Raw genomic sequence first — 24214 nt, forward strand, 5'->3', positions numbered from 1 at the left:
GGCGGCGCGCGCTTCGGGTCAAGCGCCGCCCAGGGTGGATGTCGCGATAGGGTTCGTATCTGCGAACGCAGGGGAGGCCGCCGTGACCGAGTCGACTGCCAAGGCCCACCGGACGGTCGGGCGGGTCACCAGCATCCTGGAGTGCGTCGCGCGGCAGCCGGGGATGCGGCTGCACGAGCTGTCGGTGGCTCTCGACGCGCCGAAATCCTCGGTGTTCGGCCTGGTCAAAGGGCTGGTGTCGACCGGCTACCTCGTCGAGGCCGACGGCAGCTACCGGCTCGGCCCCGCGCTGGGGAACCTGCTCACCGGCGGCCTGCCCGGCATCGCGACCGCGGCCCGGCCCGCCCTGGAGGAGCTGCGCCGCCGGTTCGGCGAGACGGTGATGCTCGGCGCCGCGGTCGGGGATTCGCTGATCTACGTGGACGCGGTCGAGTCCGAGCAGCCGATCCGCTACTCCGCGCCGCTGCGCACGCGACGGCCCCTGTACCCGCCGAGCGCGGGCAAGATCTTCCTCGCGTACTGGTCGGCGCGCCGGCGCGAGGCGTACCTGAAGTCGGTGCTCCCGGACGCGGAGCGAGTGCGGGCCGCGATGGAGGAACTCGACACCGTCCGCGCCGAGGGCGTCGCGCTCAACCGCGGCGAAACGCTGCCCGACGTGAGCGCGGCGGCGCGGCCGATCCTGGTCGACGGCGAGGTGGTCGCGGCGATCGCGGTCGCGGGCCCGACCACGCGGATTTCCGAACGCCTTCCCGAGATCGGGGAGGCCCTGGCCGGGATCACGGCGGCGGTCGTGAAGCGCTGGGAAGCCGCGCGCCAGGGCTGAGCCCGAATTCCCGAAGACTCTTGACCGGTGTGTTCGCGGTCTCTTAGCATCCGGATATACGCATCAAACGTTCCCAAATACGCACGCAACGGCGCGCGCCGGCTGGCTTCCGCTCGCCTGTGCCCCAGTTCCGGAGAGCAGGACCATGCCCAGTGTTGTGCACGACAGCGTCGGAACGACCCGGAAAGCCCCGCGCGGGGTCGGGCTGGCGGTGATCGTCGGCTCCGCGCTCGAGTGGTTCGACTTCTACCTCTACGCGTCGATGGCCGCGCTGGTGTTCGGCCACGTCTTCTTCCCGCCCGGCAACGACGCCGCCGCGACCATGGCCTCGGTCGCGACCTTCGCCGTCGGGTTCCTGGCCCGGCCGATCGGCGGCATCGTGTTCGGCGCGCTCGGCGACCGGATCGGCCGCAAAAAGGTGCTGTCGTGGACATTCGTGCTGATGGGCGTTTCCTCGGCCGGGATCGGATTGCTGCCGAGCTACGCGAGCGCCGGGCTTCTCGCGCCGGTGCTGCTCGTGGTGCTGCGGCTGTTGCAAGGGCTGGGCGCCGGGGCGGAATTCGGCGGTGCGATCGCGGTCGCCTACGAGCACGCTGATCCGCGCAAACGCGGGCGGCAGGGTTCGTGGCCCGCGCTGGGGGTGAACGTCGGGTTGCTCGTCTCCTCGCTCGCCGTCGCCGGACTGACCACTTTGGACAAGGAGTTCCTGCACGGTTTCGGCTGGCGGATCCCGTTCCTGGCCAGCTTCCTGCTCGTCGGCGTCGGGCTGTGGGTGCGCCGCCGGGTCCCCGAAACGCCGGAGTTCGAAAACCTGGTGCGGAGCAGGAAAAACCGGCCGCGCGGCTGGGCGAACCGGCCGCTGGTGAAGTTGTTCCGCAGCGACTGGCGCGCGCTGGCGGTGGTCATGGTGATCACCATCGGCTACAACGGCGTCAGCTACGTGTTCAAGACCTTCTCGCTCGCGTATCTGACGAATTTCCGTGGTGTACCGGCGAATATCGGCGCGCTGGGAATCAGCATCGCGAGCGGGACGGCGATCGTGACGGTGCCGATCGCCGGCTGGGTCAGCGACCGGATCGGTGCGAAAAAGGTCGTGGTCGCCGGCGCGGTGGCGACCGGATTGCTGGCGTTCCCGTTCTTCTGGCTGCTCGACACCGGCACCAGCTGGTTCATCTGGCTCGGCCTGGTGCTGGCGACCGGCATTGTGGTCCCGGCGATGCTGTCGGCGCAGGGCGCGTTCCTGGCCAAGCAGTTCCCGGCCGAGGTCCGCTCGACCGGTCTCGGCACCGGCCGAGAGGTCGGGGGAGCGGTGTCCGGCGGGCTCGCGCCGCTGGCCGCGCTGGCGATAGTGGAAGCGTCCGCGACGCACGCGACCTGGGGTGTTTCGCTGCTGTTCGTCGCGGGTGCGTTGTGCATCGGATTCGGGGCGCTCGCCGATCAGAGCCGCGGCGCGCTCAACTGAGCCGCGGCCACCGGGTGCGGGTCTTGGGCAATTCCGGGCCGTAGACGGCTTCGGCGACAGAACGCTTCAGGTTCGCGCAGTGATGCAGGACGTGCGCCGGAAACCCGGTGCCGGAAGGGCGTTCCGGCGGCTTCTCGGCGCCGGCGGGCGTGAGCGTCCAGCCGGAACCGAGGTCGATCAGGCTCCGGTGTTTCGTGGTGTAGTACTCCGGCGAAACGTCGATCGCCACGCCGGTCGCGCCCGCCGCGGCGGCGACCAGGTGCAAGTGGAAGCGGCTGGAGATCCACGTCTGCCCGGCGGCGAGCGGAAGGCCGCGGTGCCACACGTCGCGGAACGGGTGGAACTCCGCGCCGGGAAGTTCGTGTTCCAGCAACGCGAAAACCTCGCGGTCGACGCGCGGAATCCCTTCCACCACAGCGAGTTCTCCCGGTGGCAGCCGCCACGCGCGCACCAGGTCGAGCACCTGCGCGGCGAGTACGGACGGCCGCTCGGCGCCGATGTCCGACTGCACGCACAGGACGAACTCCCGCGAGGTGGGCGTCGTCGGCGGGTGCGGGTCGAGGAAGACGTCGTCGCAGGTCCGCTCGACGCCCGCGACGCCGTGCAGGAGTTCGGCGGACGGATCATCGCGGACGTCGACGACGTCGAACCGCTCGGCGAGCGCGCGCAACAGACCGGCCGCGCCCGCCGGGAACGGGACGAAGCCCTGTCCGGTCATCGCCGAGCGGGCTCCGGAACGCTGTGCCGCGGCGGCGGCCCCGGCGACCAGTCCAAGGTGCCGGGGCCACAGCGCGTTGACATAGCCGCCGCCGATCAAATGCACGACGTCGAGCCGGCCGAGCAGTTCGATGCCCGCGTCCCAGCGCGGTGCACGACCGGGGTCGTGCACCGCTGCCTGCACCCAGGACGCGACTTCCCACGGATCGTCCGACGGCGCTTCGCCGCACAGCCGCCACAAGGTGTCTGTGCAGCGCAAACGCGGATGCAGGTCGCCGAACAAATGCTGGGCCGGTCCCGGCGAATGCGTGTCGAGCCAGACTTCGGCGTCCGGTTCGGTGCGGGCCAAGCGGCGAATCCAGGCAGCGGCGATCAGTTCGTCGCCGAAGTTCGGATATCCGCTCGGTCCGACGAGGTAAAGCCGGCGGGGGGACGGGGCACGAGTCACGAAGCGACGCTGAGCTGCGTGTCCAACGCCTGTTCGCCCTGGGCCTTCTCGCTTCCGCTCGGCTCGGCCTGCACGCGGTCCTTGGCGACGCCGTCGCCTTCGAGCGCGGCGGAGATCGCCTGCGCGCGCTCTTCGGAAAGCTTCTTCGCCTTCTCCGCGTCCGGGTAGCCGGCGTGGGTCTCGACCTTCAGTTTGACATCGTTGCCCTGCATGGCTTTTGCGATCGCGGCGAGGCCTTCCTTGGCCTTGCCGGTCAGTTCCGCCTTCTCCGGCTCGAACTTGATCGGCGAGGACTGCGAGGCCTGCTGGATCGCGGCGGTGACCGCCTGCGCGGCCGGGCTGTTCTGCCCGGCGGCTCCGTCCTGGCCCGGCGCGCCGTTCTGGCCGGACGCGCCGTTCTGGCCCGGTGCACCATTCTGGCCGGACGCGCCGTTCTGCCCGGCGTCGCCGGACTGCGCGGCCCCGCTGGCCTGCGCGGTGTTCTGCCCGGACGCTCCGGATCCGGACGAGTCGTTCGATCCGCCCGACCCGCACGCGCTGACCAGCGCGACGACGGCTGCGGCCCCGACGACCGCCTTGACGAGTGCCCTCTGCATGGGAATTGCGCTCCTTCGGCTGGGTTCGCCGGGATCTGAACACGGGGCCCCGGCGGCGGCAACCGCGGCGCACCCGGCGATCGCGCCGAGCGGCCGCGCGGTTTCGCGCCGTCAGCAGGGCGGGGGCGGCGCCTCGCGGCCTCGCCCGCCCGGACTGACATCCACCCGGGTGAGGGACCCGGAAAGTCCACAAAGGACAGTAAGATCCGGGTGCGCCGGTCGGTGTATAACGTCCTATTCAGCTGGCCTCGCGGCAGCACGCCCGGCCGCGCCGACGGCGAACCGGAGGCACGCGTCCGTTCCGATCCGGGCAGGAAAGGCTCCAGGGCCGGCCGCCGATTCCAGGGGTGCATCTCAGGGTGTTCCCCGATGTCGAGGTGTCACAGCCGCCAGCATGCTGATCGATGTGACCCTCATAACGCGGAAGGCCAGGGCGACGGCACCCGCGATCGCCGCCGCGGCCTTGGCCTTCTCGCTGGTGCCGATCCTTCTGCTGCACGTGGTGGCGGCGGGCACGATCGACCCGGTCCGCGACGTCATCAGCGATTATGTCTTCCCGCCCGGCGGGGCGGTGCTCCTGGCGGCGGCTTCGCTCGGGCTGGCGGGCGCGTCGCTGGCGGTCCGGCACGCGCTGCTCAGGCAGGGGTTGCCGAAACGCGGCCCGGAGTCGGTGCTGATCGCGTTGTGGGCGGCCGGGCTGGTCATCGCGACGTTCTTCCCGACCGACCCGACCGGCGTGGAGACGTCGTTTTCCGGTGCGGTGCACCGGTATGCCGGTGCGGCGATGTTCGTGTGCCTGCCGCTGGCGGGATGGTTGCTGGCGCGTCGGCGGACGGACGCGAAGGCGGTGCACTGGCTTTCCCTGGCCTCAGGTGCCGCTTCGCTTGCCTTTTTGCTGGCCCACGCACCGCTGCTGGAGCAGTCCGTGCCCGAGTTCCTGGGGTTGTTCGAACGCGTGCTGTACGCCCTGCTCTACGCACAGCTTTTCGCCGTCACCGCGATGGCCCGAGCCGAGGTGGCCTCATGACGATCATCGCCATCGTGCTCGCCGTGCTCGGCGCGGTTTTCTTTTCCACTGGCGCACTTCTGCAGCACGGCGTCGTTACCGGACTGTCCGGCCGGCCGCGGATCGGGGAGTTGCTCCGCGCGCCGCGCTGGCTCGGCGGGCTCGCCCTGCTCGGTTCGGGGGCGGGCGTGCACGCGGTCGCGCTGGGGATGGCTCCGCTGACCGTCGTGCAGCCGGTCGGGGTGATTGCCGTTGCGATCACTGCGATTCTCGACCGGCGACGGCGGGATCTGCCCGCGGTCGCGGTCACCATGCTCGGCGTCGGGACGTTCGTGAGCGTCGCCGCGGGCAGCACCACGAGCACCTCGGTCGGCGCCGACGCGCAAACGCGGGCGGCATTGCTGGTGCTGGGGGTCGTGGCGCTGCTGACTTTGCTCGGCGCGATTTCCTCTCGGCCGTCGATCCGCGGACTGTGTTTCGGCGCGGCCGGCGGTGCTGCCTACGGCTTCGTCTCGGTATTGATGCGAGCGGTTTCCCTTGAAGTTCAAGAGGGTGCCGTCGACTTCAGCACCGCGGTGTCGGTCGCCGCGATGGTGACGGCGCTGCTGGTCGGCGGCTGGCTCGTGCAGTTGTCCTATCGGTGCGGTCCGCCGCACCTCGCCGTCGCGTGCCTGACCGTCGTGGATCCGCTGGTCGCGGTGGGTCTCGGCGCCGGGGTGCTCGGCGAAGCCACCCACCTCGACGCCACGGCGACCGCGGTCGCGCTGACCGCGGCGGTCCTGGCGGTCGGCGGCGTCGCGGTGTTGAGCCGCAGCAGTTCTTCTCCTGTCCATTCCACCAGATCGGAGCACCCTGTGAACGACGACCGGGCTTTGCGCATCGTGGTCGCCGCCGAAACCTATCCGCCGGACGTCAACGGCGCGGCGCAGTTCGCGTACCGGCTGTCCACCGGACTCGCCGGCCGGGGACACGAGGTGCACGTGATCACTGTCGACCCGGAGGGCCCGGCGCGCACCGAAAGAGACGGCGACGTGGTGGTGCACCGCGTCCGGTCGCATCGCACCCCGTTCCACCGGACCTTCCGGATCGGCCTGCCGTGGGAGGTGAGCAAGGACGTCTCTGCACTGCTGGAGGAGCTGCAGCCCGACCTTGTGCACGTCCAGGCGCATTTCGTGGTCGGCCGGTACGTGCTGAAGCACGCCGCCGCGATGGGAATCCCGGGAGTGGCCACTAACCACTTCATGCCGGAGAACCTGTTCGGTCACGTGCGAGTGCCGACGTGGCTGCGCGGTGCGGCTTCGCGGTGGGCGTGGCGGGACCTGACGCGAGTGTTCTCGTCGGCCCGGGTGGTGACTGCGCCGACGCCGCGGGCGGTAGAACTGTTGCACGACAACGGGTTCCCGAAGCGTGCCATCCCAGTGTCGTGCGGCATTGACATCGACCGTTACCGGTTGCGGAAGGTTTCGCGGACGTCCGACGATCCGACAGTGTTGTTCGTCGGGCGGCTTGACGAGGAGAAGCGCGTCGACGAGCTGCTGCGCGCGGTCGCGCTCGTGCCTGGCCTGCACGCGGAGATCGTCGGCGACGGTTCGTGCCGGGCGGGATGGGAAAAGCTGGCCGGTGAGCTGGGGATCGCCGACCGGGTCCGGTTCCGCGGGTTTGTGTCCGAAGAGGACTTGCTGGACGCCTACGCGGCCGCGGATCTCTTCTGCATGCCGGGCGTCGCCGAACTCCAGAGCCTCGCGACGATGGAGGCGATGGCGGCGGGGAAACCCGTGGTGGTCGCGGACGCGATGGCGTTGCCGCACCTGTGCCGTCCGGGATACAACGGCTGGCTGTTCGAACCGGGCAACGTGGGGGAGCTGGCCGAGCGGCTGCATGCCATCGTCGCCGATCCGGCGACTCTGGCACGGATGGGAACGGCGAGCGGCAAGATGATCGCCGGGCACGCGCTGGAGTCCACTTTGGATTCTTTCGAAGCCTGCTACGCCGAGGCGATGGGCCGCGTCACGGCCGTGCCCGCGGCCGCCTGAGGCTTGGGGGGACTGGGGACTGGGGACTGGGGGATGGCCGGGTTCGCCGGACGAAGGGGAGGGATCCGGCGAACCCGGCCGAGTTCTGGTCTCAGGCGAGCGTGAGCGCGTAGAGCTGGACGCGCGGGTCATCCGGCAGGCTCACCGACTGGACGGTTTTGGCGCCGTCCGCTGCGGCGGCGATGCCGAACAGCCGCACCGGCGGACCGTCGATGCCGCTGCCCGCCTTGATCCGGTGCGCCATGTCGAGCACGACAGTCGTGCCGGACGGGGTCGACCCGGCCCAGTCGCCGAACGTCACCGGGAGGTCCGCGCTGGATCCGTCGCTGTAGTGCACGGTCAGCGAAGTGGACACCGGACCGTTGTGCGACGAGCCGATCAGCTGGACCGCTTGGTGCTTTCCGGCGGGCAGCAGCAGCGATTGCCCGCGTGCTTCCACGAAATTCGCCGCGGTTCCGGAGGGATCAGGCGCTGCGTAGGAAACTCCATTGTGGACAAAGGTGCCAGCTGGCGGCATCAGGTCAGCGTCGTAGCTCCAGCCGCTGCCGTCGAAGTTGCCCTCCGTGGACGCCGCGACGGTCGCGGTCCCGTCATGGTTGCGGTCGTGGCTGAGATCGACCGCGCACTGAGTCCCGGACGTAGTCGCGCACACTGTCGGTTCCCGGACCTCGATGCCCGCAGTGCGGGTGACGGTATTCGCTCCCGGCCCGGAGGCCTTGAGCTGCACCGAATACGTGCCGACTGGCGTGTTCGCCGGTACGGTCACTGTGACCGGTGCGGTCTTCTGCGTCGGTAGCCTGAAGGACCACAGCAGCTGCAGCGGTTCGGTCTGCACTCGCCAGCCGGACGGTGCCGAGGACGTCACGAAGACCGGCTGCGCTCCGGGGTTCTGGCCGAGTACGTCGAGATTCAAGTGGACAGTCTGCGCTTCGGATTGCTTTGGCAGAACAACGGAACTCGGCCGCAGCGTCGCATCCACGTGTCGACGCAGATCACCGGCCGACTTGTTCACCGACGGCGGTTCCGTGCCCGGCTGCGTGCCCCAGTTCGACGGTGCCGCGCCGACTTGGTAGGCGAGCTTGCCGCCGTGCGCGACCGCGGACCAGTCGAGCCAGGTCTGCCGGACGTCCCGGCCGTTGAGCGAAACGCGTTGCACGTAACGGTTAGCGTCGCTCGCGCCGGGCGCGGTGACGGTGAGCGTGCCGCCTTGCTTGCCCTCGTACTGTCCGATCCGGACGGTCGCCGATTCGAACTGAGGACTGGACACGGCGAGGAAGTTCGCGCCGCTCATCGTCGGGTACAGGCCGAGCGAGGAGAAGACGTACCAGGCGGACATCGTGCCGAGGTCGTCGTTTCCGGTCATGCCGTCCGGGCCGGTGGTGAACAACGTCATCGCCGCGCGGACGACGGTCGCGGTCTTCGCCGGCGCGCCGACCCAGTTGTACATGTACGGCGAAAGCAGGTCGGGTTCGTTGTTGGGGTTGTAGGTGGCCTTGGCGTAGTAGTCGTACGGGCTCGCGATCCAGTCCTCGCGCGCGGTGCCCGCCGGGTCCTTGAGCAGGTTGTCGTAGGCGAAGAAGGAGTCGAGCCGCTTTTCGGTCGCCTGCTTGCCGCCCATCAGCGCGGTGAGCCCGGCGGGATCCTGCGGAACCAGCCATTGGTACTGGTAAGCGCCGCCCTCGTGGAACTGGTGGTCTGCGTCGACCGGGTTGTACGGCGTGAGCCAGGTGCCGTCGGCGGTGCGGGGGCGGAACTGCTTGTCGGCGGCGTTCCAGACGTTGCGGTACCACTGGCCTCGCTCGGCGAACATGCGCGCGTCGGCCTGGTGGCCTAACCCCTTGGCCATCAACGCGAGCGCGGCGTCGGCGGCGGAGTACTCCATGGTCGCCGAGGTCGGGTGCTCGCAGTCGTTGTCGCCGCCCTTGGCCGCGCAATCCTTGCCGAGCGTGAGACCGCTCGGAATGTACCCGCGGTCATTGTAGTAACTCACGCCGGAGCGGCCGTTGTACGGCGAATCAGCGGGCGGGGTGCTCGTCGCGTTCTTCTTGAGCAGCCCGTACGCCTCGTCCTCGTGCCCGGCTAACAAACCCTTCGACCAGGCTTCAACGAGGAACGGAGTCACCGGGTCGCCGGTCATGATGTTGGTTTCGCTGCCCGCCAGCGCCCATCTCGGCAGCCAGCCGCCGTCTCGGCCGATCGACAGCACGGACAACGCGACGTCTCGGGCCACCTGCGGTTCCAGCATTTCGAGCAGCTGGTTCTGCGGGCGATAAGTGTCCCAAAGGGAGAAGTTCTGATACGGCGTGTATCCGTTGGCACGGTGGACTTTGCCGTCGAAACCGGCGTAGTCGCCGCTGATGTCGCCGGCCAGGTTCGGGTGCAGTTGCGCGTGGTAAAGCGAGGTGTAGAAGGCGGTCTGCCGTTCGGCGGTGCCTCCGCTGATCTTGATCGCGCCGAGCCGGTCCGCCCACTGCTTGCGCAATGCGGTGCGGGTGACGTCGAAGTCGTAGCTGTCGCTGGTTTCTTTCGCGAGGTTGTCCCGCGCGCCAGCGAGACCGGTATAGGAGAGCCCCACCTTCAGGACGACGTCATGGTCGGTGGCAGCGTCGAAGCTGACCCACGCGCCGTTGCCGCCAGTGCCTGCGGCGTCACGGCTTCCGGCGGTGCGTGCGTTGCCGCGCCAGGTGCCGTAGGAGGCGAACGGGCGGTCGAAAGTGGCGGTGAAGTAGACGGTGTGCTCGTCGTGCCCGGCGCAGAAGCCGCCCGCGCGCACGCGACCCTCGATGGTCCGGTCGCCGACGACGTGGATCTCGGAATCCTTCACGGACTGGTTCGCCTGGCCGGTGTTGAACAGCACGTTGGCCTGGCCGGTCGACGGGAAGGTGTAGCGCTGCCAGCCGGTGCGCGGGGTGGCGGTGAGTTCGGCGTTGACGCCGTACTTCTTCAACCCGACGCGGTAATAGCCGGGTTCGGCCTTCTCGTCGTCGTGGCTGTACTCGGATTTGTAGGAGTTCTTGTCGACCGAGTCGACGGCCCCGGTGGTCGGCATGACCGGCAGTTCGCCCATGACGCCGCAGCCGACGCCGGAGAGGTGCGTCTGGCTGAAGCCGTAGATCGAGTTCTGCTGGTAGTCGTAGCCGCCTTGGCCGCCGGTGTCGGGGCTGACCTGGACCATGCCGAAGGGCGCGCTGGCTCCGGGGAAGGTGTTGCCGAAGTTCTGCGTGCCGACGAACGGGTTGACCAGAGAAACCGGATCCGCCGTGGCCGCCGTGCTTGCGGCGGCCCCGTTCGTGCCGGACAGCAGCCCGGCCACCACGAAGCCCGCCGCCGCGACCGCGGCCACCCGTCTCTTCTGCGACCACATGGACGCGCTACCTCCAGGGCTGACAACGTTGTCATCGTGCGAACCGGTGCGGAGGCGACCGGCTGGTGAGCAGCTTGTCATCCCGGAGGGGGTTTGAGAAGGCCGACAACGGGACAGCTTCCGGTTCGCGTTCCCGGCCAGCCGTCCGGGAGAGGAGCCCTCCCGGGCCTCGCCCACCGGCGCTTGGGAAGTCGCGAGGGGGCCTGTGGGGACTTCGCTTGTCGGTGCCGGGAATCGTCGGCACCGGGACGCCGGGAAGTGCCTTCACGGACTTGGCCCACTGGCGCTTGGGAAGTCGCGAGGGGGCCTGTGCGGACTTCGCTCGTCGGCGCCAGGAATCGTCGGCACCGCAAAGCTGGGAGGGGCCTTCGCGGACTTCGCCCATCGGTGCCCGGAAGCCGGGAGGGGCCTTCGCGGACTTCGCCCACCGGCAGCGGGAAGCCGTGATGGGCCAGCACAGACGTCGCTCGTCGGCACAAGGAAGCCGTGAGGGGACCTTCACAAGGACTTCGCCCGTCGGTGCCGGAAAGCCGTGAAGGGAACCCTGAAGGACTCTGATTCCCTCGGGGTTCCCCTCACGGACTCCGCCTCCCTCACGGAATCAGCGCCCCTCGATGTCCCCCTCAAGGCCCGGCCGCTCCGGCAACCGCAGCACCGCCCTCGCCCCGCCATCGGCAGGGTTCGCGAACTCCAGCTCCGCCCCCAGCACCCGCGCCTGCGCGACCGCGATCGTCAGCCCCAGCCCGTGCCCACCCCCGCGCGCGTCCGCGCCGGTCCGGAACCGCGCGGGCCCTTCCCGAAGCAGTACCTCCGGATACCCGGGCCCCCGATCACTGACCACCACACACCGACCGGACACCTCCACCGTCACCGGAGGGGCCCCGTGCTTGGCCGCGTTCGACAGCAGATTCGCCAGGATCCGCTCCAGCCGCCGGGGATCCGTCCGCACCTGTACCGCGGCCGGAGCCACCGCGTCCGGCACCCGCCGCCGCACGAACTCCGCGAGGTCGATCTCCGCCAGGTCCGCCCGCTCGGCCGCGGTGTCCAGCCGGGCCACCTCCAGCACGTCCTCCACCAGCGATCGCAGCGCGGCGACCCGGTCGCGGACCAGCTCCGCGGGACGTCCGGGCGGCAGCAGTTCGGCGGCGGTCACCAAGCCGGTCACCGGCGTCCGCAGCTCGTGCGCGATGTCCGCGGTGACCCGTTGTTCCGCGGCCAATCGCGCCTGCAACGCATCCGCCATCGCGTCGACAGCCTGGGCGAGGTCGGCCGCTTCGTCTCGCGGGCGTGGGCCGATCGCGTCGCGCACCCTGGCCGGAGCGCCGTTCGCGACGTCCCGGGCAGCGTCGGCGGCCCGTCGGAGCCGACGCGCCATCCCAGCGCCGAGTACGACTCCCAGCAGTGCCCCTGCGACGGTGACGACAGCGGAACCGGCCAGCAATTCCCGGTCCAAAGTGGCCAGTGCCTGCGTTTGCGCCGCGTAACTGGCCCGCACCGAGACGACGTGCCCGCCAGTTTCGGCGGCTGCCCACAAAACCGGTCCGTCCAAATAGGTCGCTCGGTTGCCGCCGCGGACGGCGTCGCGCAGGGGAGCGGGCAGTGTCGGATCGTCGAGCTGACCGTCCACCCCGGGGTTGCGCAGCAGCAGCTGGATCCATTCGTCCTGCGCGTGCCGCGCCTGCTCGGCTTGCGTGCGCGCGAATTGCTGGTGCACCAGCAAACTCAACGTCAGCGCGACCGCGGCCGACACGAGAGTCACCGCCGCGGTCAGCCGCCACCGCAGCGTGGCCGGGAAGAGCTTCACGGCTCGGCGCGGAGCTTGTACCCGAAGCCCCGCACGGTCTGCAGCCGTTCCTGGCCGATCTTCACGCGCAGCCGTTGCACGTGGACGTCGACCACTCGCGTATCGCCGCCCCACGCGTAATCCCACACGCTGGCCAGCAGCGTGTCCCGGCTCAGCACGATGCCGGGCGATTCGGCGAAGCGCAGCAGCAGCCGCAACTCGGTCGGAGTCAGGTCCACCGGCTCACCGGCCCGGCGCACGTCCAGCCCGGCGCGGTCGATCTCGAGGTCGCCGAAGCGGACGAACGCGTCCTCCTCGGGCCCGGACCAGCCGCTTCGCCGCAGTACCGCCTGGATCCGCGCGATCAGCACCGCGGTGTCGAACGGCTTGGTGACGTAGTCGTCGGCACCGGCTTCGAGGCCGAGCACGACGTCGACCGCGTCGTCCCGGGCGGAGACCATCAGCACCGGCGTCCGGCTTTCCTCGCGGATCCGCCGGCACAGGCTGACGCCGTTGAGCCCGGGCAGCATCACGTCGAGCAACGCCACGTCCGGCGGCCGCGCGCGGAACTGTTCGAGCCCGGCGAGCCCGTCCGCGGCCGTCGAGACCCGGAACCCGGCGCGTTCGAGCGCGAGCTGCGTCGCTTCGCGGATCACGTCGTCGTCCTCGACGAGCAGTACCTGCGTCATGTCCCCTCTCACTCCGGCGAGAAACCGTTGCCGGTCCAGCGGTAGCGGGCGATCCCATTGTCCGGCCCGGTCGCCGACATCGTGGCGAGGCGCCCGTCGAGCACGGTCAGCAGGGCGCCGGAGTTCTCCAGCTTGAACAGCTGTTTCCCGCCGATGGTGTAGACGTAGCCGCCGAGATACGCGCTGACCGGCACGCCGGTCGCGCCGCTGCTCCCGGTGCCCGGAGCGCCGACCGCGGCGCACGGGTACACGTTCACCACGACGTCGACCTCTCCGGTCAGCTCGTGGTAGGCGGTGCTGACGGGATACGACCCGGCGATCGGACCGTACTGGCACGGTCGCAACGCCGCTTTCGTCCTGGCGCTGACCGTCGGATCCGCCCGCAGCAGAGCGATCGCGTCCACGGTCGGGCCGCGCGGGTTGTTCGCCGGTGCCGGGGCTGCCGCCGCCGATGGTGCTGGGCCGGCGACGCGCACACCGTCCACATCGGAGCAGGCGGTGAGCGACAGCACCGCAATCGCCGCGATCGCTGTCCTCCGCATGCTTCGCACAGTAGCCATTTTGCCGTCCGCGCGCTGCTCGGGAAGCGCTGTTACCAGACCGATGGGTTTCCTCCGGCCAGCTGCGACGCGGTTCGCGGCCGGTGGTGATCCGCGGTTCCTACCGTGGCGGGGAATCGACCAGGGAGGAGTCCGATGAGGACGGAAACGGTGCGGGACCCGGCGGAGACCCGGGTGCCGAAGGGACGGTTGCTGGGCGTGGACGCGGTCCGGGCACTGGCGATCGTCGGGGTGTTCATCGAGCATTTCTTCGCGAGCGGCTGGCTGCACGCCGGCCCGCCGAACGCCGCCCCGGGATTCCTGACGTGGCTGAACGTGCAGACGTCGTCCCGGGCGATGAGCCTGTTCGTGCTGCTGTTCGGGCTGTCCGCGGCGTTGATGACCGGCGGCGCGACCCCGTACGCCGGGAACGAGCGGTGGCGCGCCCGCGGCAGGCTCGCGGTCCGGGCGGTGGTGCTGTTCCTGCTCAGCCTGGCGATCGACGAGTACGGCATGTCGGTGATCGAGTACTACGCGGTGCTCCTGCTCCTCCTGCTGCCGCTGACCCGGCTGCGCGCGCGGACGTTGTTCGTTCTTTCCGGAATCGCCGTCCCGGCGGTGACGCTTTACGCGTTCTGGGTGTTCAACGACCATTCCGACTGGCTGCGGACCGGGTCCGAAACGGCGAGCGGGCTCGCGATCCTCGGGCATCCCGAGCAGTGGGGCGAGTTTTTCAAGGGAATGGTGTTGTTCGGCGGCGGCTTCCAGGTCGCGTACGGGCTGCCTCTGGCGCTGGCGGGCATGGCGATCGGCCGCCTCGACCTTCGTGCGCACCAAGTCCGGATTCGCTTGCTGTACACCGGTTTCGTGCTCGCCTCCGCGTCGATCCTCGGTTCGTGGATCGCCACCTACCCGCTGGGCGGAGCCGACGCGATCGCGACGACCCCGCCGCCCGCGATGCCGTGGCAGGTGCTCCTGGCGATGCCGCCGGACGGATCGCTGTACGCCACCAGCCCGCTCGGCATCGTGCTGATGATCGGCGTCGCGATGGTGTTGCTCGGCGGATTGCTGATCGCACTGGACCGGCCGCTCGGCCGTCGTGCGCTGTGGCCGCTCGCTGCCGCCGGCGGGATGGCTTTTACCTGGTATGCGGCACATTTCGCGGTCTTGAAGCTGGTGCCGAAGCCGTATTCCTTCGTGTTCCTGGTAACGGTGGTCGCGGTGATGCTGGCCGTGTCGGTGGCGTGGCGGCATTGGCGCCGCCGCGGTCCGCTGGAATGGCTGGTGCACCGGGCGACCCTGCTCGTGCCCTGATCGCGGTACCGGTCCGTGAAGGGAACCCTGAGGGAATCAGAGTCCCTTAGGGTTCCCCTCACGGACCGTCGAGGGAGGGCGGGTGGCCAGCCGGGTGCAGCCGACCGCCGCGGCGTAGCCGAGGGCGACCACTGTCATCGGGACGCTCAGCGACATCGTCGAGCCCGCGGTGAGCAGCGTGCCGAGCACCGCGGTTCCCAGCGCGCCTCCGGTCTGCCGGGCGGTGTTCAGGACCCCGCTGGCGAGCCCGGTGTGCTCCTCGGGCGGTGTCGACATCGCGATCGACGTCATCGCGGGCATCGCGATCGAGCAGCAGCACAGCACTACGCCGCCCGCTGTCACCAGTGGCAGGGAATCGGCCGCCGCCAGCAGGATCGCACCGAGACCGGCGAGGCTGAAGCCGGTCAGCATCGGGACGCGGGGGCCGAAACGCGCGGTGAGCCGTCCGCTGGCCGTGGCTCCGATGCCGATCGCGATGGTGAGCGGGAGCGTCAGCATGCCGGTCGCGAACGCGGATTGGCGGAGCGGGCCCTGGAGGAACAGCGACAGGCAGAGCCTCTGCCGTAGAGGCAGAAATTGAAGAGCAGCCCGGCCGTGCTGGCGGCGGAGAACGGACGGGACGAGAAGATCGCCAACGGCAGCATCGGATCGCGCCGGCGCCGCTCCGCCAGGATGAACGCGAGCCCGGTCAGCAAGCCGACGGCGATCAGCGGGACAGCCCAGCCGGACCGGCCGACCTGGATCAGCCCGCCAGCGAGCGCGGACAGGGCGACGGTGCCGAGGACGAGGCCGTACGGGTCGAGGCGACGGTTCCGCCGCGGCGGCGATTCGACGACGTAACGGCAGGTCAGCGCGATAGCGAGGGCGGCGAACGGAACGTTGACCCAGAAGATCGCCCGCCAGTCGGCCAGCGCGATGAGCACCCCGCCCGCGACCGGGCCGGTCGCGAGGCCGATGGCCGCGATGCCGCCCCAGAGGCCGAGCGCGTGCGCCCGCGCCCGTGGTTCCGGGAACTGCCGGACGATCAGCGCGAGCGAGCACGGCAATAACGCCGCCGCGCCGACGCCCTGCAGCGTTCGCGCGACGATCAGCACCGAGATGGTCGGGGCCAGCGAACACAGCGCGGACCCGACCCCGAACACGACCGTCCCCAGCACGCACACCCGCCGCGAGCCGAAACGGTCGCCGAGCGATCCCGCGGTGAGCATGCCGGCGGCCAGCGCGACGGTGTAGCTCGCGATCACCCATTGCTCGCCGCCCAGCCCGCCGCCGAGGTCGCGCCGGATCGCTTCGACGGCGACGTTCACGACGGTCGCGTCGAGCTGGACGATGAAGAAGGGCAGGCACAGCGCGATCAGCGCCAGGCGTTGCGTGCGTGCGGAGGTTGTTGCGGTCACGGGACAAGGGTGGCCCGGGAATGGTTCGGTGCGGGCCGAAGCGTCAGAGGTAGTGCCGTTGGTTCCGCTTCTCCTCGGTATATGTCTCGTAGGCCGCGCGAGTAGAGTCCAAATCGGACACTTCGCTCACCGGTACTTCCCACCACGCCGAGCCCGGCGGGTTGGGTGCGAGCGGATCAGTCTCCACGTGCACCACCGTCGTCACCGGATTGGCCTTGGCCTGCTTCAAAGCCGCCCGGAACTCGTCCACAGTGGACGCGCGCAGGACGGTCGCCCCGAGACTTGCCGCGTTGGCCGCCAGGTCGACCGGCAGTACGTCGCCCTCCAGCAAACCGTTGTCGGACCGATACCGGTAGGACGTGCCGAACCGTTGCGAGCCCAGCGATTCCGACAGCGAACCGATCGAAGCGAACCCATGGTTCTGCACCAGCACGATGATCACCTTGAGCCGTTCGGCGATCAACGTGACGATTTCCTGCGCCATCATCAGATACGAGCCGTCGCCGACCAGCACGACGACCTCGCGGTCCGGCGCGGCCAGCTTCGCCCCGAAACCCGCGGCGATCTCGTATCCCATGCAGGAGTACGCGTATTCCACGTGGTACGCCTTGGGATCTCTCGCCCGCCACAGCATCTGCAGATCGCCGGGCATGGAACCGGCGGCGTTGATCACGACGTCGCTGTCGTCGAGCGAGCGGTTCAATGCGCCGAGAATCTCGGTTTGCGCGGGCAGGGGAGCGTGACCGAGGTCGAAGCAGGCGTCGGCGGTGCGGTTCCATTCATCGGCGAGCTGGCGTGTCCGCGCGCGGTAGGCGGCGGAGACCTCCCAGCCGGACAGCGCGGTCGACAAGGCTTCCAAGCCGCGCCGGGCGTCGGCAACGACCATCTCGGCGGAGTGCTTCGCGGCGTCGAACCGGGCTACGTTGAGGTTCACGAACCGCACGCCCGGGTTGCCGAAGACGGTGTGCGAAGCGGTGGTGAAGTCGCTGTACCGGGTACCGATTCCCAGTACGACGTCGGCTTCCGCGGCCAGTGCGTTCGCGGCGGAGGTGCCGGTGGAGCCGAGACCGCCGACCGCGCACGGGTGGTCCCACGGCACCGCGCCCTTGCCCGCGTGGGTGTCGGCGACCGGGATGCCGGTAGCGGAGGCGAACGCGCGCAGTTCCGGCCAAGCCTCGGAGTACACGACGCCGCCGCCCGCGACGATCAGCGGCGCCTTCGCAGCACGGAGCAGTTCCGCGGCGCGGGTCACGGCTTCCGGCGCGGGCACCGGGCGGTCGACGTGCCAGACGCGACGGCGGAAGAAGTCGTCAGGCCAATCGCAGGCTTCGGCTTGGACGTCTTGGGGCAGTGCGAGCGTGACGGCGCCGGTTTCCACCGGATCGGTCAGCACGCGCATCGCGGCGAGGGCGGCCGGGATCAGCTGTTCGGGCCGGGTGATCCGGTCGAAATACTTCGATACCGGGCGGAAGGCGTCGTTCACCGAGACGTCTCCGCGGCGCGGGTCTTCCAGTTGCTGCAGCACCGGATCCGGACCCCGGCCAGCGAAAACGTCGCTCGGCAACAGGAGCACGGGCAGCCGGTTCGTGGTGGCCAGTGCGGCCCCGGTGATCATGTTGGTCGATCCGGGACCGGTGGACGCGGTGCAGGCGAACGTCTGGAGCCGGTTGCGCATTTTCGCGAATGCGGTCGCGGCGTGCACCTGGCCCTGTTCGTTGCGGGCGAGGCAGTAGGGGAAAGTCCCGGTGTGCGCGGCTTGCAGCAGTGCTTGTCCGAGTCCGGCGACGTTGCCGTGCCCGAAAATCCCGAAGCAGCCGGGAATCAGCCGGTGTTCGACGCCGTCGCGTTCGGAGTATTGGTTGGCCAGGAACCGCACCAGGGCTTGCGCGGTGGTCAGCCTCATCGCGGGCCTCCGAACGGCAGCCGCGGATCGACGTCCTGGGATTCCCAGGTCTGGCGCACCCACGCGTGCGCGGGGTCGTCGCAGATCAGCCACGCCCGTTCGGGGCCGGGACCGGCCATCACGTTCAGGTAGTACAGGTCGTAGCCGGGCGCGGCCATCGACGGGCCGTGCCAGCCGTGCGGGATCAGCACGACGTCGCCGCTGCGGACCTCTCGCAGCAGGTCGATCGGCCGCTCGTCGGTGCCGTAGACGCGCTGGTAGCCCATTCCGCCGCCGGCGACCTCGAAGTAGTAGATCTCCTCCAGTTCGCTTTCGCCCTCGCGCGCCTCGTCGTGCTTGTGCGGCGGGTAGGACGACCAGTTGCCGCCCGGGGTGAGGACTTCGCAGACGAGCAATTGGTCGGCGTCGAAGGTGTGCGGGAGACAGTAATTGTTGACCTGGCGGCTGCAGTTTCCCGCGCCGCGCAGTTCGGTCGGCACACCGTCGGCGGGCCCGTATCGCGCGGGCAGCCGCTTCGAGGTTTTCGCCGAGGGCAACGCGAACCGTCCTCGGCCGGTGATCGTCGCTTCGGCATCCCTTGGCAGGTAAGCGAAATCGGTGACCGCGTCGAATACGCAGGGACGACCGGCCAGCTCGAACGTCTCGCCGTCCACCGAGACCGAGCAGCTGCCGGACAAGGGGAGCACGAGCGTTTCCGCGTCTCCCGTGGCGACGGTTTCCATACCGTCGAGTTCGAGCACGCGCAAGCCGGAGTAACCCCACCCCGCTGATTCGGGAGTGATCACGAGACTGAACCGGTTCATAGCAACCCCACCGCCGTATCGACTGCCTTGGCCACGTCGCCGTCGTGCGGATAGAGTAGCGAACGGCCGACCACCAGACCCTGCACTGTCGGCAGCGCGAGCGCTTCCTGCCAGGACGCGAACGCCGCGTCCGGGTCGGTCACCTCGCCGCCGAGCAGCACCGCGGGCAGCGTCGAGGCGGCCAGCACCCGCTCCATCTCGGCGACCACCGGCAGCTTCAGCCAGGTGTAGGCCGACGACCGGCCGAGGCCGGACGCGATCGTGACGGACCGGATGACCGCCTCGGGGGAGAGGTCGTTCTTGATCTTCCCGTCGACCCATTCGGACAGGAACGGTTCGACCATCGCGAGCAGCTTCCGGTCGGCGAGCGAGTCGACGGCCTTCGCGGTGTTCTCCAGGACGCTCGGCGTCGCCGGGTCGGCCAGGCAGATCCGGGTGAGCATCTTGCCGCCGTCGAACCGCATGCGGGCGATGGTTTCCGCGTCGTAGCAGGCGAACCGGTCGTCGATCTCGAAGCTCGACCCGGCCAGCCCGGTGCGGTTCATCGACCCGAGCACTGTCTTGCCGTCCAGCACGCCGAGCAGCAGCAGATCGTCGATCACGTCCGGGGTCGCGAGCACGCCGGTGACGCCCGGGCGCTCCAGCGCGAGACACAGCCGCTCCAGCAGTTCGCCGCGATCGGCCATCGCCAGCGGGTCGGAACCGACCGCGTTCGCGCCGCGCGCGGGATGATCGGCGGCGATGATCATCGCCGCGCCCTTGTCGTTGAACGGCGATTTCGCCCGCACCCGGTTCGCGGCCGCCTCGGCGATCGCGTCCGGATCGTGCACCCGTTTGGCGACAATCCGTTCGACCGTGTTCATTCCGTCCCTCCGAGCCTGCGCAGTACCTGGTCCTCCGTCGGCATCGCGTCCGAGCAAGCGAGTTCCCCGGCGACGTGCGCGCCCGCCGCGTTCGCGAACCGCATGATCCGCTCGATGTCCCAGCCCGACAACAGCCCGTGCACCAACGCGCCGCCGAACGCGTCACCCGCGCCGAGGCCGTTGACGACCTCCACCGGCACCGGCGGCACCTCCGCCTCGCCAGTGTCGTCCACCGCGAGCACGCCCTTCGGTCCCTGCTTCACCACCGCGAGCGAGATACCCTTGTCCCGTAACGCTTTCGCTGCTTCCCGAGGTTCGCGCCGCGCCACCGCGGTATCGCATTCGTCGAGATTGCCGACCGCGACCGTCGCGTGTTCCAGTGCCTGGCCGACCCATTCGCGGGCCTGCTCGCGGGACTCCCAGAACATCGGCCGGTAGTCGAGGTCGAGCACGGTGATTCCCTTGCGGCCACGGGCTTCCAGCGCGGCGAGCGTGGCCGAGCGGCTCGGTTCCTGCGACAGCCCGGTCACCGTCGCCCAGAAGACCTTCGCCGAGCGGATCGCGTCCAGGTCGAGGTCGCCGGGGGAGAGGTCGAGGTCGGGGGCTTTGGGGAAACGGTAGAAGTAGAGCGGGAAATCGTCCGGCGGGAAGACCTCGCAGAACGTGACCGGGGTCGGCAGCCGCGGCGAGGTCCCGACGAACCGGTCGTCCACGCCGTACCCGGCGAGCGCGCGGCGCAGGAACCGGCCGAACGGATCGTCGCCGGTTTTCGTGAACACCGCGGCGCGGCGGCCGTACCGGGCGGCGGCGACCGCGACGTTGGTGGCGCTCCCGCCGAGGTATTTGCCGAACGAGGTGACGTCCTCCAAGCCGACGCCGGTCTGCAGCGGATAGAGGTCCACCCCGATCCGGCCCATCGTGACGAGGTCGAACCCCGTGGTCATCGCGTCCTCCTCGCAGGCTGTGCCCCGACCGTGCCCCGTGGCCGAGGACTTTGTCAAGACATACGGACATACGCGAGGTAGGCTTCGGCGATGAGCACCAGTCCGGCCTGGGACCCGGTCCGCGGGATCGCGGTGGACCCGGCGAGCCCCGAGCCGCTGTACTTCCAGGTCGCGCGCCAGCTGCACGCCGCGATCGACGACGGCCGGCTCCCCGCGGGGTCCCGGCTGGCGAACGAACTGGACCTCGCGGCGGGGCTGCGGCTGTCGAGGCCGACGGTGCGGCAGGCGATTCAGTCGCTGGTGAACCAGGGCCTGCTGGTGCGCAAACGCGGCGTCGGCACCCAGGTGGTGCGCACGAAGGTCGCCCGGCCGCTGCGCCTGAGCAGCCTGTTCGACGACCTCGCCGGACTGGGCGAGACGCCGTCCTCGCGGGTGCTGGTCAACCGCGTCGAACCGGCCGATGCCGAGACCGCCGCGCTGCTGGAGGCGCCCGAGCTGCGACGGGTCCGCCGGGTGAAGCGAATCCGCTCCACCGGCGGCGAACCGCTGGCGATCATGAACAACTTCCTCCCCGACGGCGTGCTCGACGTCGATGACGCCGAATTGCGCTCGGACGGCCTGTACCGGCTGCTGAGGCGGGCCGGGATCCGGTTGCATTCAGCGCAGCAGAGCATCGGCGCGCGGCTGGCGACTGAGGAAGACGCGGAACTGCTGGAGGAGACGCCGGGTGCGGCGTTGCTGACCATGCAGCGGACCACGTACGACGAAACCGGCCGGGTGGTCGAGTACGGCTGGCACGTTTACCGGGCGTCGCGGTATTCGTTCAATCTCCCGCTGACGCACGGTCCACAGTAGAAATACCTCGACCGTCCGCTTAGGACTCGTGCACCCGGCTGAAGTCCGGCTTCCGCCGCTCGCGGTGCGAGGCGAGCCCCTCGCGGACCTCGGGACCGGCGAAGCCGTAGAACTCCAGCGCCAGCGAGGAGTCGAAGATCGCTCCCGCGAGCTGCCGGTACCAGAGGTTGAGGCTCTGCTTCGTCCAGCGGATCGCGTTCGGCGCGCCGTTCGCCAGTTCGTGCGCGATCTCCCGCGCGGTCGGCAGGAGCCCGGCCTCCTCCTCGACGCACAGCGACACGAGCCCGATCCGCTCGGCCTCGGCTCCGGTCATCGGACGGCAGGTCATCAGGTAGTACTTGGCCTTCGCCATCCCGCACAGCAGCGGCCAGCACACCGCCGCGTGATCGCCCGCCGCGACGCCGAGGCGGGTGTGGCCGTCGATGATCTTGGCGTTGGCGGCGGCCACGGAGATGTCCGACAGCAGCCCGGCGACCAGGCCCGCGCCGACGGCAGGGCCGTGGATCGCGGAGACGGTCGGCTTCGAGCAGTCGATGACGTTGTAGACGAGGTCGCGGGCCTCGCGCATGGTGCGCGAACGGGCCTCGAAGTCGTTCGCCAGCTTCTCGACCAGGTCGAACGATCCGCCCGCGGAGAATCCCTTGCCTTCGCCGCGCAGCAGGACGGCCTTGACCTCGGGGTCGCGGTCGAATTCGCGCCAGATGTCGGCGAGTTCGCCGTGCGCGTCCTCGCTGACCGCGTTGAGGTGCGGCGCGTCCAGGACGAGTTCGATGACGCCGTCCTCGTCCGGCCCGTCGACCCGCAGGTTCTCGAACTGCGCGTAGCGGCTCATTCAGTTTCCCTCCGTCGTCCGGAACACCTGCGTCACAATGCCATCGGTGCGAACACCGCCGCCAGGGCCGGGGTCACGGACCTTCCGGGGAGAGTTCGACGGCGAGGCTGGTGCTCAAACCGGACGGGCCGAGGAGATCGAGCGTGACCGAACGGGCGCCGGGGCTCGCCCGCAGTTGCGCGGGCTGCCCGCAGAACAGCGGCGCCTGGTTGCGGTGGCTGATCCGGCGCACCCGCGAGGCGGGGGAGTCGAGCCGCAGCACCTCGGCGAGGGCGAGCGACATCAACGGCCCGTGCACGACCAGGCCGGGATAGCCTTCGACCCTCGTGGCATACGGCCAGTCGTAATGGATGCGGTGCGCGTTCGCGGTAGCCGCGGAGAACCGCATCAGCAGCGTCGGATCGGTGACGAACTCCCAGGTCTGCCCGTCGGTGCGGCGGAAGGGCGACCCCGCCGGCTCCAGCGCGGCGGCGGTTTCCGGGACCGCGGGCGCGACAGGCGGCCCGGCCTCGCGGTAGAGCAGGTCCTGGCGCTCCTCGACGTACGGCGTTCCGTCCATTCCGGACAATTCCGTGCGCACCTGGGCGATCGCCAGTTTCCCGGATCGGCCGGACTTTTCGGTGACAAAGTCCACAATGGAGCGACGGCGCACGGTCTCGCCGACCTTCGGCGCGCGGTGCACCACGACCTCGCCCCCGCCGACCATCCGGCGCGGCAGGTCGATCGGCGGCAGGAAGCCGCCGCGCACCGGATGGCCGTCGAGACCGAGCAGCGACGACACCGGCCAGCGCGGGAGCGCGACCCACTGCCACAGCGGCGGCAGGTCGTCGCCTTCGCCCGGTGCGGGCAGCCCGTTGTCGAACAACGCCGCCAGCGCGGCGACCGGGCCGGGTTCGAGCACTTCTTCGCTGGTGACGGCGTACGGTTCCCAGGCTTCCGGTTCGGACATGGGTTCCTCGGATCTGGTTTCGGGCGAGGCAGTCGGCTGAATACTTTATCAGGAATTACCCGGTGTCCTGTGCGGTTCTTCGCGGGTGCGCTGCGCTGTTCATCGAGGTATTCGCGGCATCTGGCCGGTGGCGCGCGGCCGGTGACGAGTCTCGAGCAGAGCGGCTTATGTAATACTTTATCTGTGGACACATCCGCCAGAGGGGAGGCCGGGGCGATGCCCGAAACCACGGGCGCGGGACCGCGCCGCGGCGGTCCGGCGAACCTGAAAGCGCTGGCCGCGCACGAGATCCGGCGACGGGTCTTCTCCGGCCAGCTGCGCGCCGGGGCGAAGATCGACCAGGAGGCGCTGGCGGACGAACTCGGGATCAGCAAGCTGCCCATCCGCGAAGCGTTGATCACGCTCGACCACGAGGGCGTGGTGGAGCACATCGCCCGCCGGGGCGCGTTCGTGGCACGGATGACGCGCGACGACATCCGCGACCACTACCGCGTGTTCGGCCTCGTTTCCGGCCTGGCCGCCGAGCGCGCGGCGAAGAACCTCTCGCCGGAAAGCCTGCAGGCGTTGCACGATCTGGCGGACCGGATGGAGTCCGGGGTGGACCGCGCCGAACAGGAGCGGCTGAACTTCGAGTTCCACCGCCGGATCAACTACGCCGCCGATTCCCGCCGGCTGGTCTCGATCCTGGGCATCCTGGCGAAAACGGTGTCGCACGGGTTCTACGAGGCGCACGAGGACTGGCCGGAAAAGGCGCACGACGACCACCGGAAGATCCTGAACGCGCTCAGCGCCAGGTCGGCTTCGCGGGCTCGGTCCATTGTGGAGAAACACTTCTCGGACGGCGGCGAGCGCGCGGTCGCCTTGCTGGAGAAGCAAGGCTTCTGGGACAACTGA

21 protein-coding genes are annotated in these 24214 nt (G+C 69.7%); 7 read left to right on the forward strand and 14 right to left on the reverse strand.

Annotated features, from left to right (window positions below; genetic code table 11):
* Nucleotides 1-82 precede the first annotated feature (82 nt).
* Both ACZ7SW_RS40820 and ACZ7SW_RS40825 read left to right on the forward strand, forming a co-directional pair.
* Complete coding sequence (locus ACZ7SW_RS40820; protein WP_470235720.1) at nucleotides 83-823, forward strand: IclR family transcriptional regulator; 741 nt, start codon at nucleotides 83-85, stop codon at nucleotides 821-823.
* A gap of 145 nt (nucleotides 824-968) precedes the next feature.
* A complete protein-coding gene (locus ACZ7SW_RS40825; protein ID WP_470235721.1) occupies nucleotides 969-2285 on the forward strand; it encodes an MFS transporter in 1317 nt (438 codons plus the stop codon).
* Here ACZ7SW_RS40825 and ACZ7SW_RS40830 read toward each other — a convergent pair.
* Nucleotides 2278-3450 (reverse strand): polysaccharide pyruvyl transferase family protein, encoded by a 1173-nt coding sequence (locus ACZ7SW_RS40830; protein ID WP_470235722.1) that lies wholly within the window; start codon nucleotides 3448-3450, stop codon nucleotides 2278-2280. The genes ACZ7SW_RS40825 and ACZ7SW_RS40830 overlap by 8 nt on opposite strands.
* Nucleotides 3447-4046 carry an OmpA family protein gene (locus ACZ7SW_RS40835; RefSeq protein WP_470235723.1) on the reverse strand — a complete coding sequence of 200 codons (600 nt, stop codon included), beginning with the start codon at nucleotides 4044-4046 and terminating at the stop codon, nucleotides 3447-3449. Before ACZ7SW_RS40835 ends, ACZ7SW_RS40830 begins: the two co-directional genes overlap by 4 nt.
* Nucleotides 4047-4440: 394 nt before the next feature.
* Between ACZ7SW_RS40835 and ACZ7SW_RS40840 the strand changes: the two genes are divergently transcribed.
* Together ACZ7SW_RS40840 and ACZ7SW_RS40845 are read left to right on the forward strand one after the other, a co-directional pair.
* Complete coding sequence (locus ACZ7SW_RS40840) at nucleotides 4441-5073, forward strand: DUF998 domain-containing protein (protein ID WP_470235724.1); 633 nt, start codon at nucleotides 4441-4443, stop codon at nucleotides 5071-5073.
* Nucleotides 5070-7085 (forward strand): glycosyltransferase, encoded by a 2016-nt coding sequence (locus ACZ7SW_RS40845; RefSeq protein ID WP_470235725.1) that lies wholly within the window; start codon nucleotides 5070-5072, stop codon nucleotides 7083-7085. Before ACZ7SW_RS40840 ends, ACZ7SW_RS40845 begins: the two co-directional genes overlap by 4 nt.
* Before the next feature lie 91 nt (nucleotides 7086-7176).
* On the opposite strand, the gene ACZ7SW_RS40850 is transcribed toward ACZ7SW_RS40845, so the two are convergent.
* The 4 genes from ACZ7SW_RS40850 to ACZ7SW_RS40865 all read right to left on the reverse strand — a co-directional run bounded on the left by ACZ7SW_RS40850 (nucleotide 7177) and on the right by ACZ7SW_RS40865 (nucleotide 13463).
* The gene (locus ACZ7SW_RS40850) at nucleotides 7177-10449 is read right to left on the reverse strand and encodes a GH92 family glycosyl hydrolase (protein ID WP_470235726.1); all 3273 of its coding nucleotides are present in this window, start codon (nucleotides 10447-10449) and stop codon (nucleotides 7177-7179) included.
* A 601-nt stretch (nucleotides 10450-11050) separates the two neighbouring features.
* Entirely contained in the window at nucleotides 11051-12253 is a 1203-nt protein-coding gene (locus tag ACZ7SW_RS40855; protein ID WP_470235727.1) for an ATP-binding protein, read from the reverse strand.
* On the reverse strand, nucleotides 12250-12921 hold the full coding sequence (gene cseB, locus ACZ7SW_RS40860; protein WP_470235728.1) for a two-component system response regulator CseB: 672 nt from the start codon (nucleotides 12919-12921) through the stop codon (nucleotides 12250-12252). The genes ACZ7SW_RS40855 and cseB overlap by 4 nt, the downstream gene beginning before the upstream one ends.
* 8 nt (nucleotides 12922-12929) lie before the next feature.
* Nucleotides 12930-13463 (reverse strand): hypothetical protein, encoded by a 534-nt coding sequence (locus ACZ7SW_RS40865; protein WP_470235729.1) that lies wholly within the window; start codon nucleotides 13461-13463, stop codon nucleotides 12930-12932.
* Nucleotides 13464-13616: 153 nt separating this feature from the next.
* Here ACZ7SW_RS40865 and ACZ7SW_RS40870 point away from each other — a divergent pair, with 153 nt between their 5' ends.
* Nucleotides 13617-14774, forward strand: coding sequence for a DUF418 domain-containing protein (locus tag ACZ7SW_RS40870; protein WP_470235730.1), 1158 nt, complete (start codon nucleotides 13617-13619; stop codon nucleotides 14772-14774).
* 36 nt (nucleotides 14775-14810) lie between these two features.
* Here ACZ7SW_RS40870 and ACZ7SW_RS40875 read toward each other — a convergent pair whose 3' ends face one another.
* Genes ACZ7SW_RS40875 through iolC form a run of 6 tightly spaced genes read right to left on the reverse strand, consistent with a single transcriptional unit; the run spans nucleotide 14811 to nucleotide 20684 of the window.
* On the reverse strand, nucleotides 14811-15272 hold the full coding sequence (locus tag ACZ7SW_RS40875) for an MFS transporter (RefSeq protein WP_470235731.1): 462 nt from the start codon (nucleotides 15270-15272) through the stop codon (nucleotides 14811-14813).
* Nucleotides 15266-16171, reverse strand: a complete 906-nt coding sequence (locus ACZ7SW_RS40880) for an MFS transporter (protein WP_470235732.1) — start codon at nucleotides 16169-16171, stop codon at nucleotides 15266-15268. Before ACZ7SW_RS40880 ends, ACZ7SW_RS40875 begins: the two co-directional genes overlap by 7 nt.
* A gap of 43 nt (nucleotides 16172-16214) precedes the next feature.
* Nucleotides 16215-18074: a 3D-(3,5/4)-trihydroxycyclohexane-1,2-dione acylhydrolase (decyclizing) gene (gene iolD, locus ACZ7SW_RS40885; protein WP_470235733.1), complete on the reverse strand. Its 1860-nt coding sequence runs from the start codon at nucleotides 18072-18074 to the stop codon at nucleotides 16215-16217.
* Nucleotides 18071-18877 carry a 5-deoxy-glucuronate isomerase gene (gene iolB, locus ACZ7SW_RS40890; RefSeq protein WP_470235734.1) on the reverse strand — a complete coding sequence of 269 codons (807 nt, stop codon included), beginning with the start codon at nucleotides 18875-18877 and terminating at the stop codon, nucleotides 18071-18073. The genes iolD and iolB overlap by 4 nt, the downstream gene beginning before the upstream one ends.
* Complete coding sequence (locus tag ACZ7SW_RS40895; protein WP_470235735.1) at nucleotides 18874-19740, reverse strand: Cgl0159 family (beta/alpha)8-fold protein; 867 nt, start codon at nucleotides 19738-19740, stop codon at nucleotides 18874-18876. The genes iolB and ACZ7SW_RS40895 overlap by 4 nt, the downstream gene beginning before the upstream one ends.
* Nucleotides 19737-20684, reverse strand: coding sequence for a 5-dehydro-2-deoxygluconokinase (gene iolC, locus ACZ7SW_RS40900; protein WP_470235736.1), 948 nt, complete (start codon nucleotides 20682-20684; stop codon nucleotides 19737-19739). The genes ACZ7SW_RS40895 and iolC overlap by 4 nt, the downstream gene beginning before the upstream one ends.
* A gap of 90 nt (nucleotides 20685-20774) precedes the next feature.
* On the opposite strand from iolC, the gene ACZ7SW_RS40905 reads away from it, so the two are divergent.
* Nucleotides 20775-21539 (forward strand): GntR family transcriptional regulator, encoded by a 765-nt coding sequence (locus ACZ7SW_RS40905; protein WP_470235737.1) that lies wholly within the window; start codon nucleotides 20775-20777, stop codon nucleotides 21537-21539.
* Nucleotides 21540-21558: 19 nt separating this feature from the next.
* Here the strand turns inward: ACZ7SW_RS40905 and ACZ7SW_RS40910 are convergent, their stop codons facing one another.
* A complete protein-coding gene (locus ACZ7SW_RS40910) occupies nucleotides 21559-22371 on the reverse strand; it encodes an enoyl-CoA hydratase/isomerase family protein (RefSeq protein ID WP_470235738.1) in 813 nt (270 codons plus the stop codon).
* Between the two features lie 73 nt (nucleotides 22372-22444).
* Nucleotides 22445-23320: an HTD2 family dehydratase gene (locus tag ACZ7SW_RS40915; RefSeq protein ID WP_470235739.1), complete on the reverse strand. Its 876-nt coding sequence runs from the start codon at nucleotides 23318-23320 to the stop codon at nucleotides 22445-22447.
* A 216-nt stretch (nucleotides 23321-23536) separates the two neighbouring features.
* On the opposite strand from ACZ7SW_RS40915, the gene ACZ7SW_RS40920 reads away from it, so the two are divergent.
* A complete protein-coding gene (locus ACZ7SW_RS40920; protein ID WP_470235740.1) occupies nucleotides 23537-24214 on the forward strand; it encodes a GntR family transcriptional regulator in 678 nt (225 codons plus the stop codon).

It is taken from the genome of Amycolatopsis sp. NPDC114484 (genome assembly GCF_055633755.1).

Coding starts and splice junctions, on each gene's coding strand:
- iolD (WP_470235733.1), bottom strand. CDS start 18,074: ATGAGGCTGACCACCGCGCAAGCCCTGGTGCGGTTCCTGGCCAACCAA.
- cseB (WP_470235728.1), bottom strand. CDS start 12,921: ATGACGCAGGTACTGCTCGTCGAGGACGACGACGTGATCCGCGAAGCG.
- ACZ7SW_RS40905 (WP_470235737.1), top strand. CDS start 20,775: ATGAGCACCAGTCCGGCCTGGGACCCGGTCCGCGGGATCGCGGTGGAC.
- iolB (WP_470235734.1), bottom strand. CDS start 18,877: ATGAACCGGTTCAGTCTCGTGATCACTCCCGAATCAGCGGGGTGGGGT.
- ACZ7SW_RS40825 (WP_470235721.1), top strand. CDS start 969: ATGCCCAGTGTTGTGCACGACAGCGTCGGAACGACCCGGAAAGCCCCG.
- iolC (WP_470235736.1), bottom strand. CDS start 20,684: ATGACCACGGGGTTCGACCTCGTCACGATGGGCCGGATCGGGGTGGAC.
- ACZ7SW_RS40895 (WP_470235735.1), bottom strand. CDS start 19,740: ATGAACACGGTCGAACGGATTGTCGCCAAACGGGTGCACGATCCGGAC.
- ACZ7SW_RS40865 (WP_470235729.1), bottom strand. CDS start 13,463: ATGCGGAGGACAGCGATCGCGGCGATTGCGGTGCTGTCGCTCACCGCC.
- ACZ7SW_RS40875 (WP_470235731.1), bottom strand. CDS start 15,272: ATGCTGACGCTCCCGCTCACCATCGCGATCGGCATCGGAGCCACGGCC.
- ACZ7SW_RS40850 (WP_470235726.1), bottom strand. CDS start 10,449: ATGTGGTCGCAGAAGAGACGGGTGGCCGCGGTCGCGGCGGCGGGCTTC.
- ACZ7SW_RS40835 (WP_470235723.1), bottom strand. CDS start 4,046: ATGCAGAGGGCACTCGTCAAGGCGGTCGTCGGGGCCGCAGCCGTCGTC.
- ACZ7SW_RS40870 (WP_470235730.1), top strand. CDS start 13,617: ATGAGGACGGAAACGGTGCGGGACCCGGCGGAGACCCGGGTGCCGAAG.
- ACZ7SW_RS40920 (WP_470235740.1), top strand. CDS start 23,537: ATGCCCGAAACCACGGGCGCGGGACCGCGCCGCGGCGGTCCGGCGAAC.
- ACZ7SW_RS40840 (WP_470235724.1), top strand. CDS start 4,441: ATGCTGATCGATGTGACCCTCATAACGCGGAAGGCCAGGGCGACGGCA.
- ACZ7SW_RS40910 (WP_470235738.1), bottom strand. CDS start 22,371: ATGAGCCGCTACGCGCAGTTCGAGAACCTGCGGGTCGACGGGCCGGAC.
- ACZ7SW_RS40845 (WP_470235725.1), top strand. CDS start 5,070: ATGACGATCATCGCCATCGTGCTCGCCGTGCTCGGCGCGGTTTTCTTT.
- ACZ7SW_RS40915 (WP_470235739.1), bottom strand. CDS start 23,320: ATGTCCGAACCGGAAGCCTGGGAACCGTACGCCGTCACCAGCGAAGAA.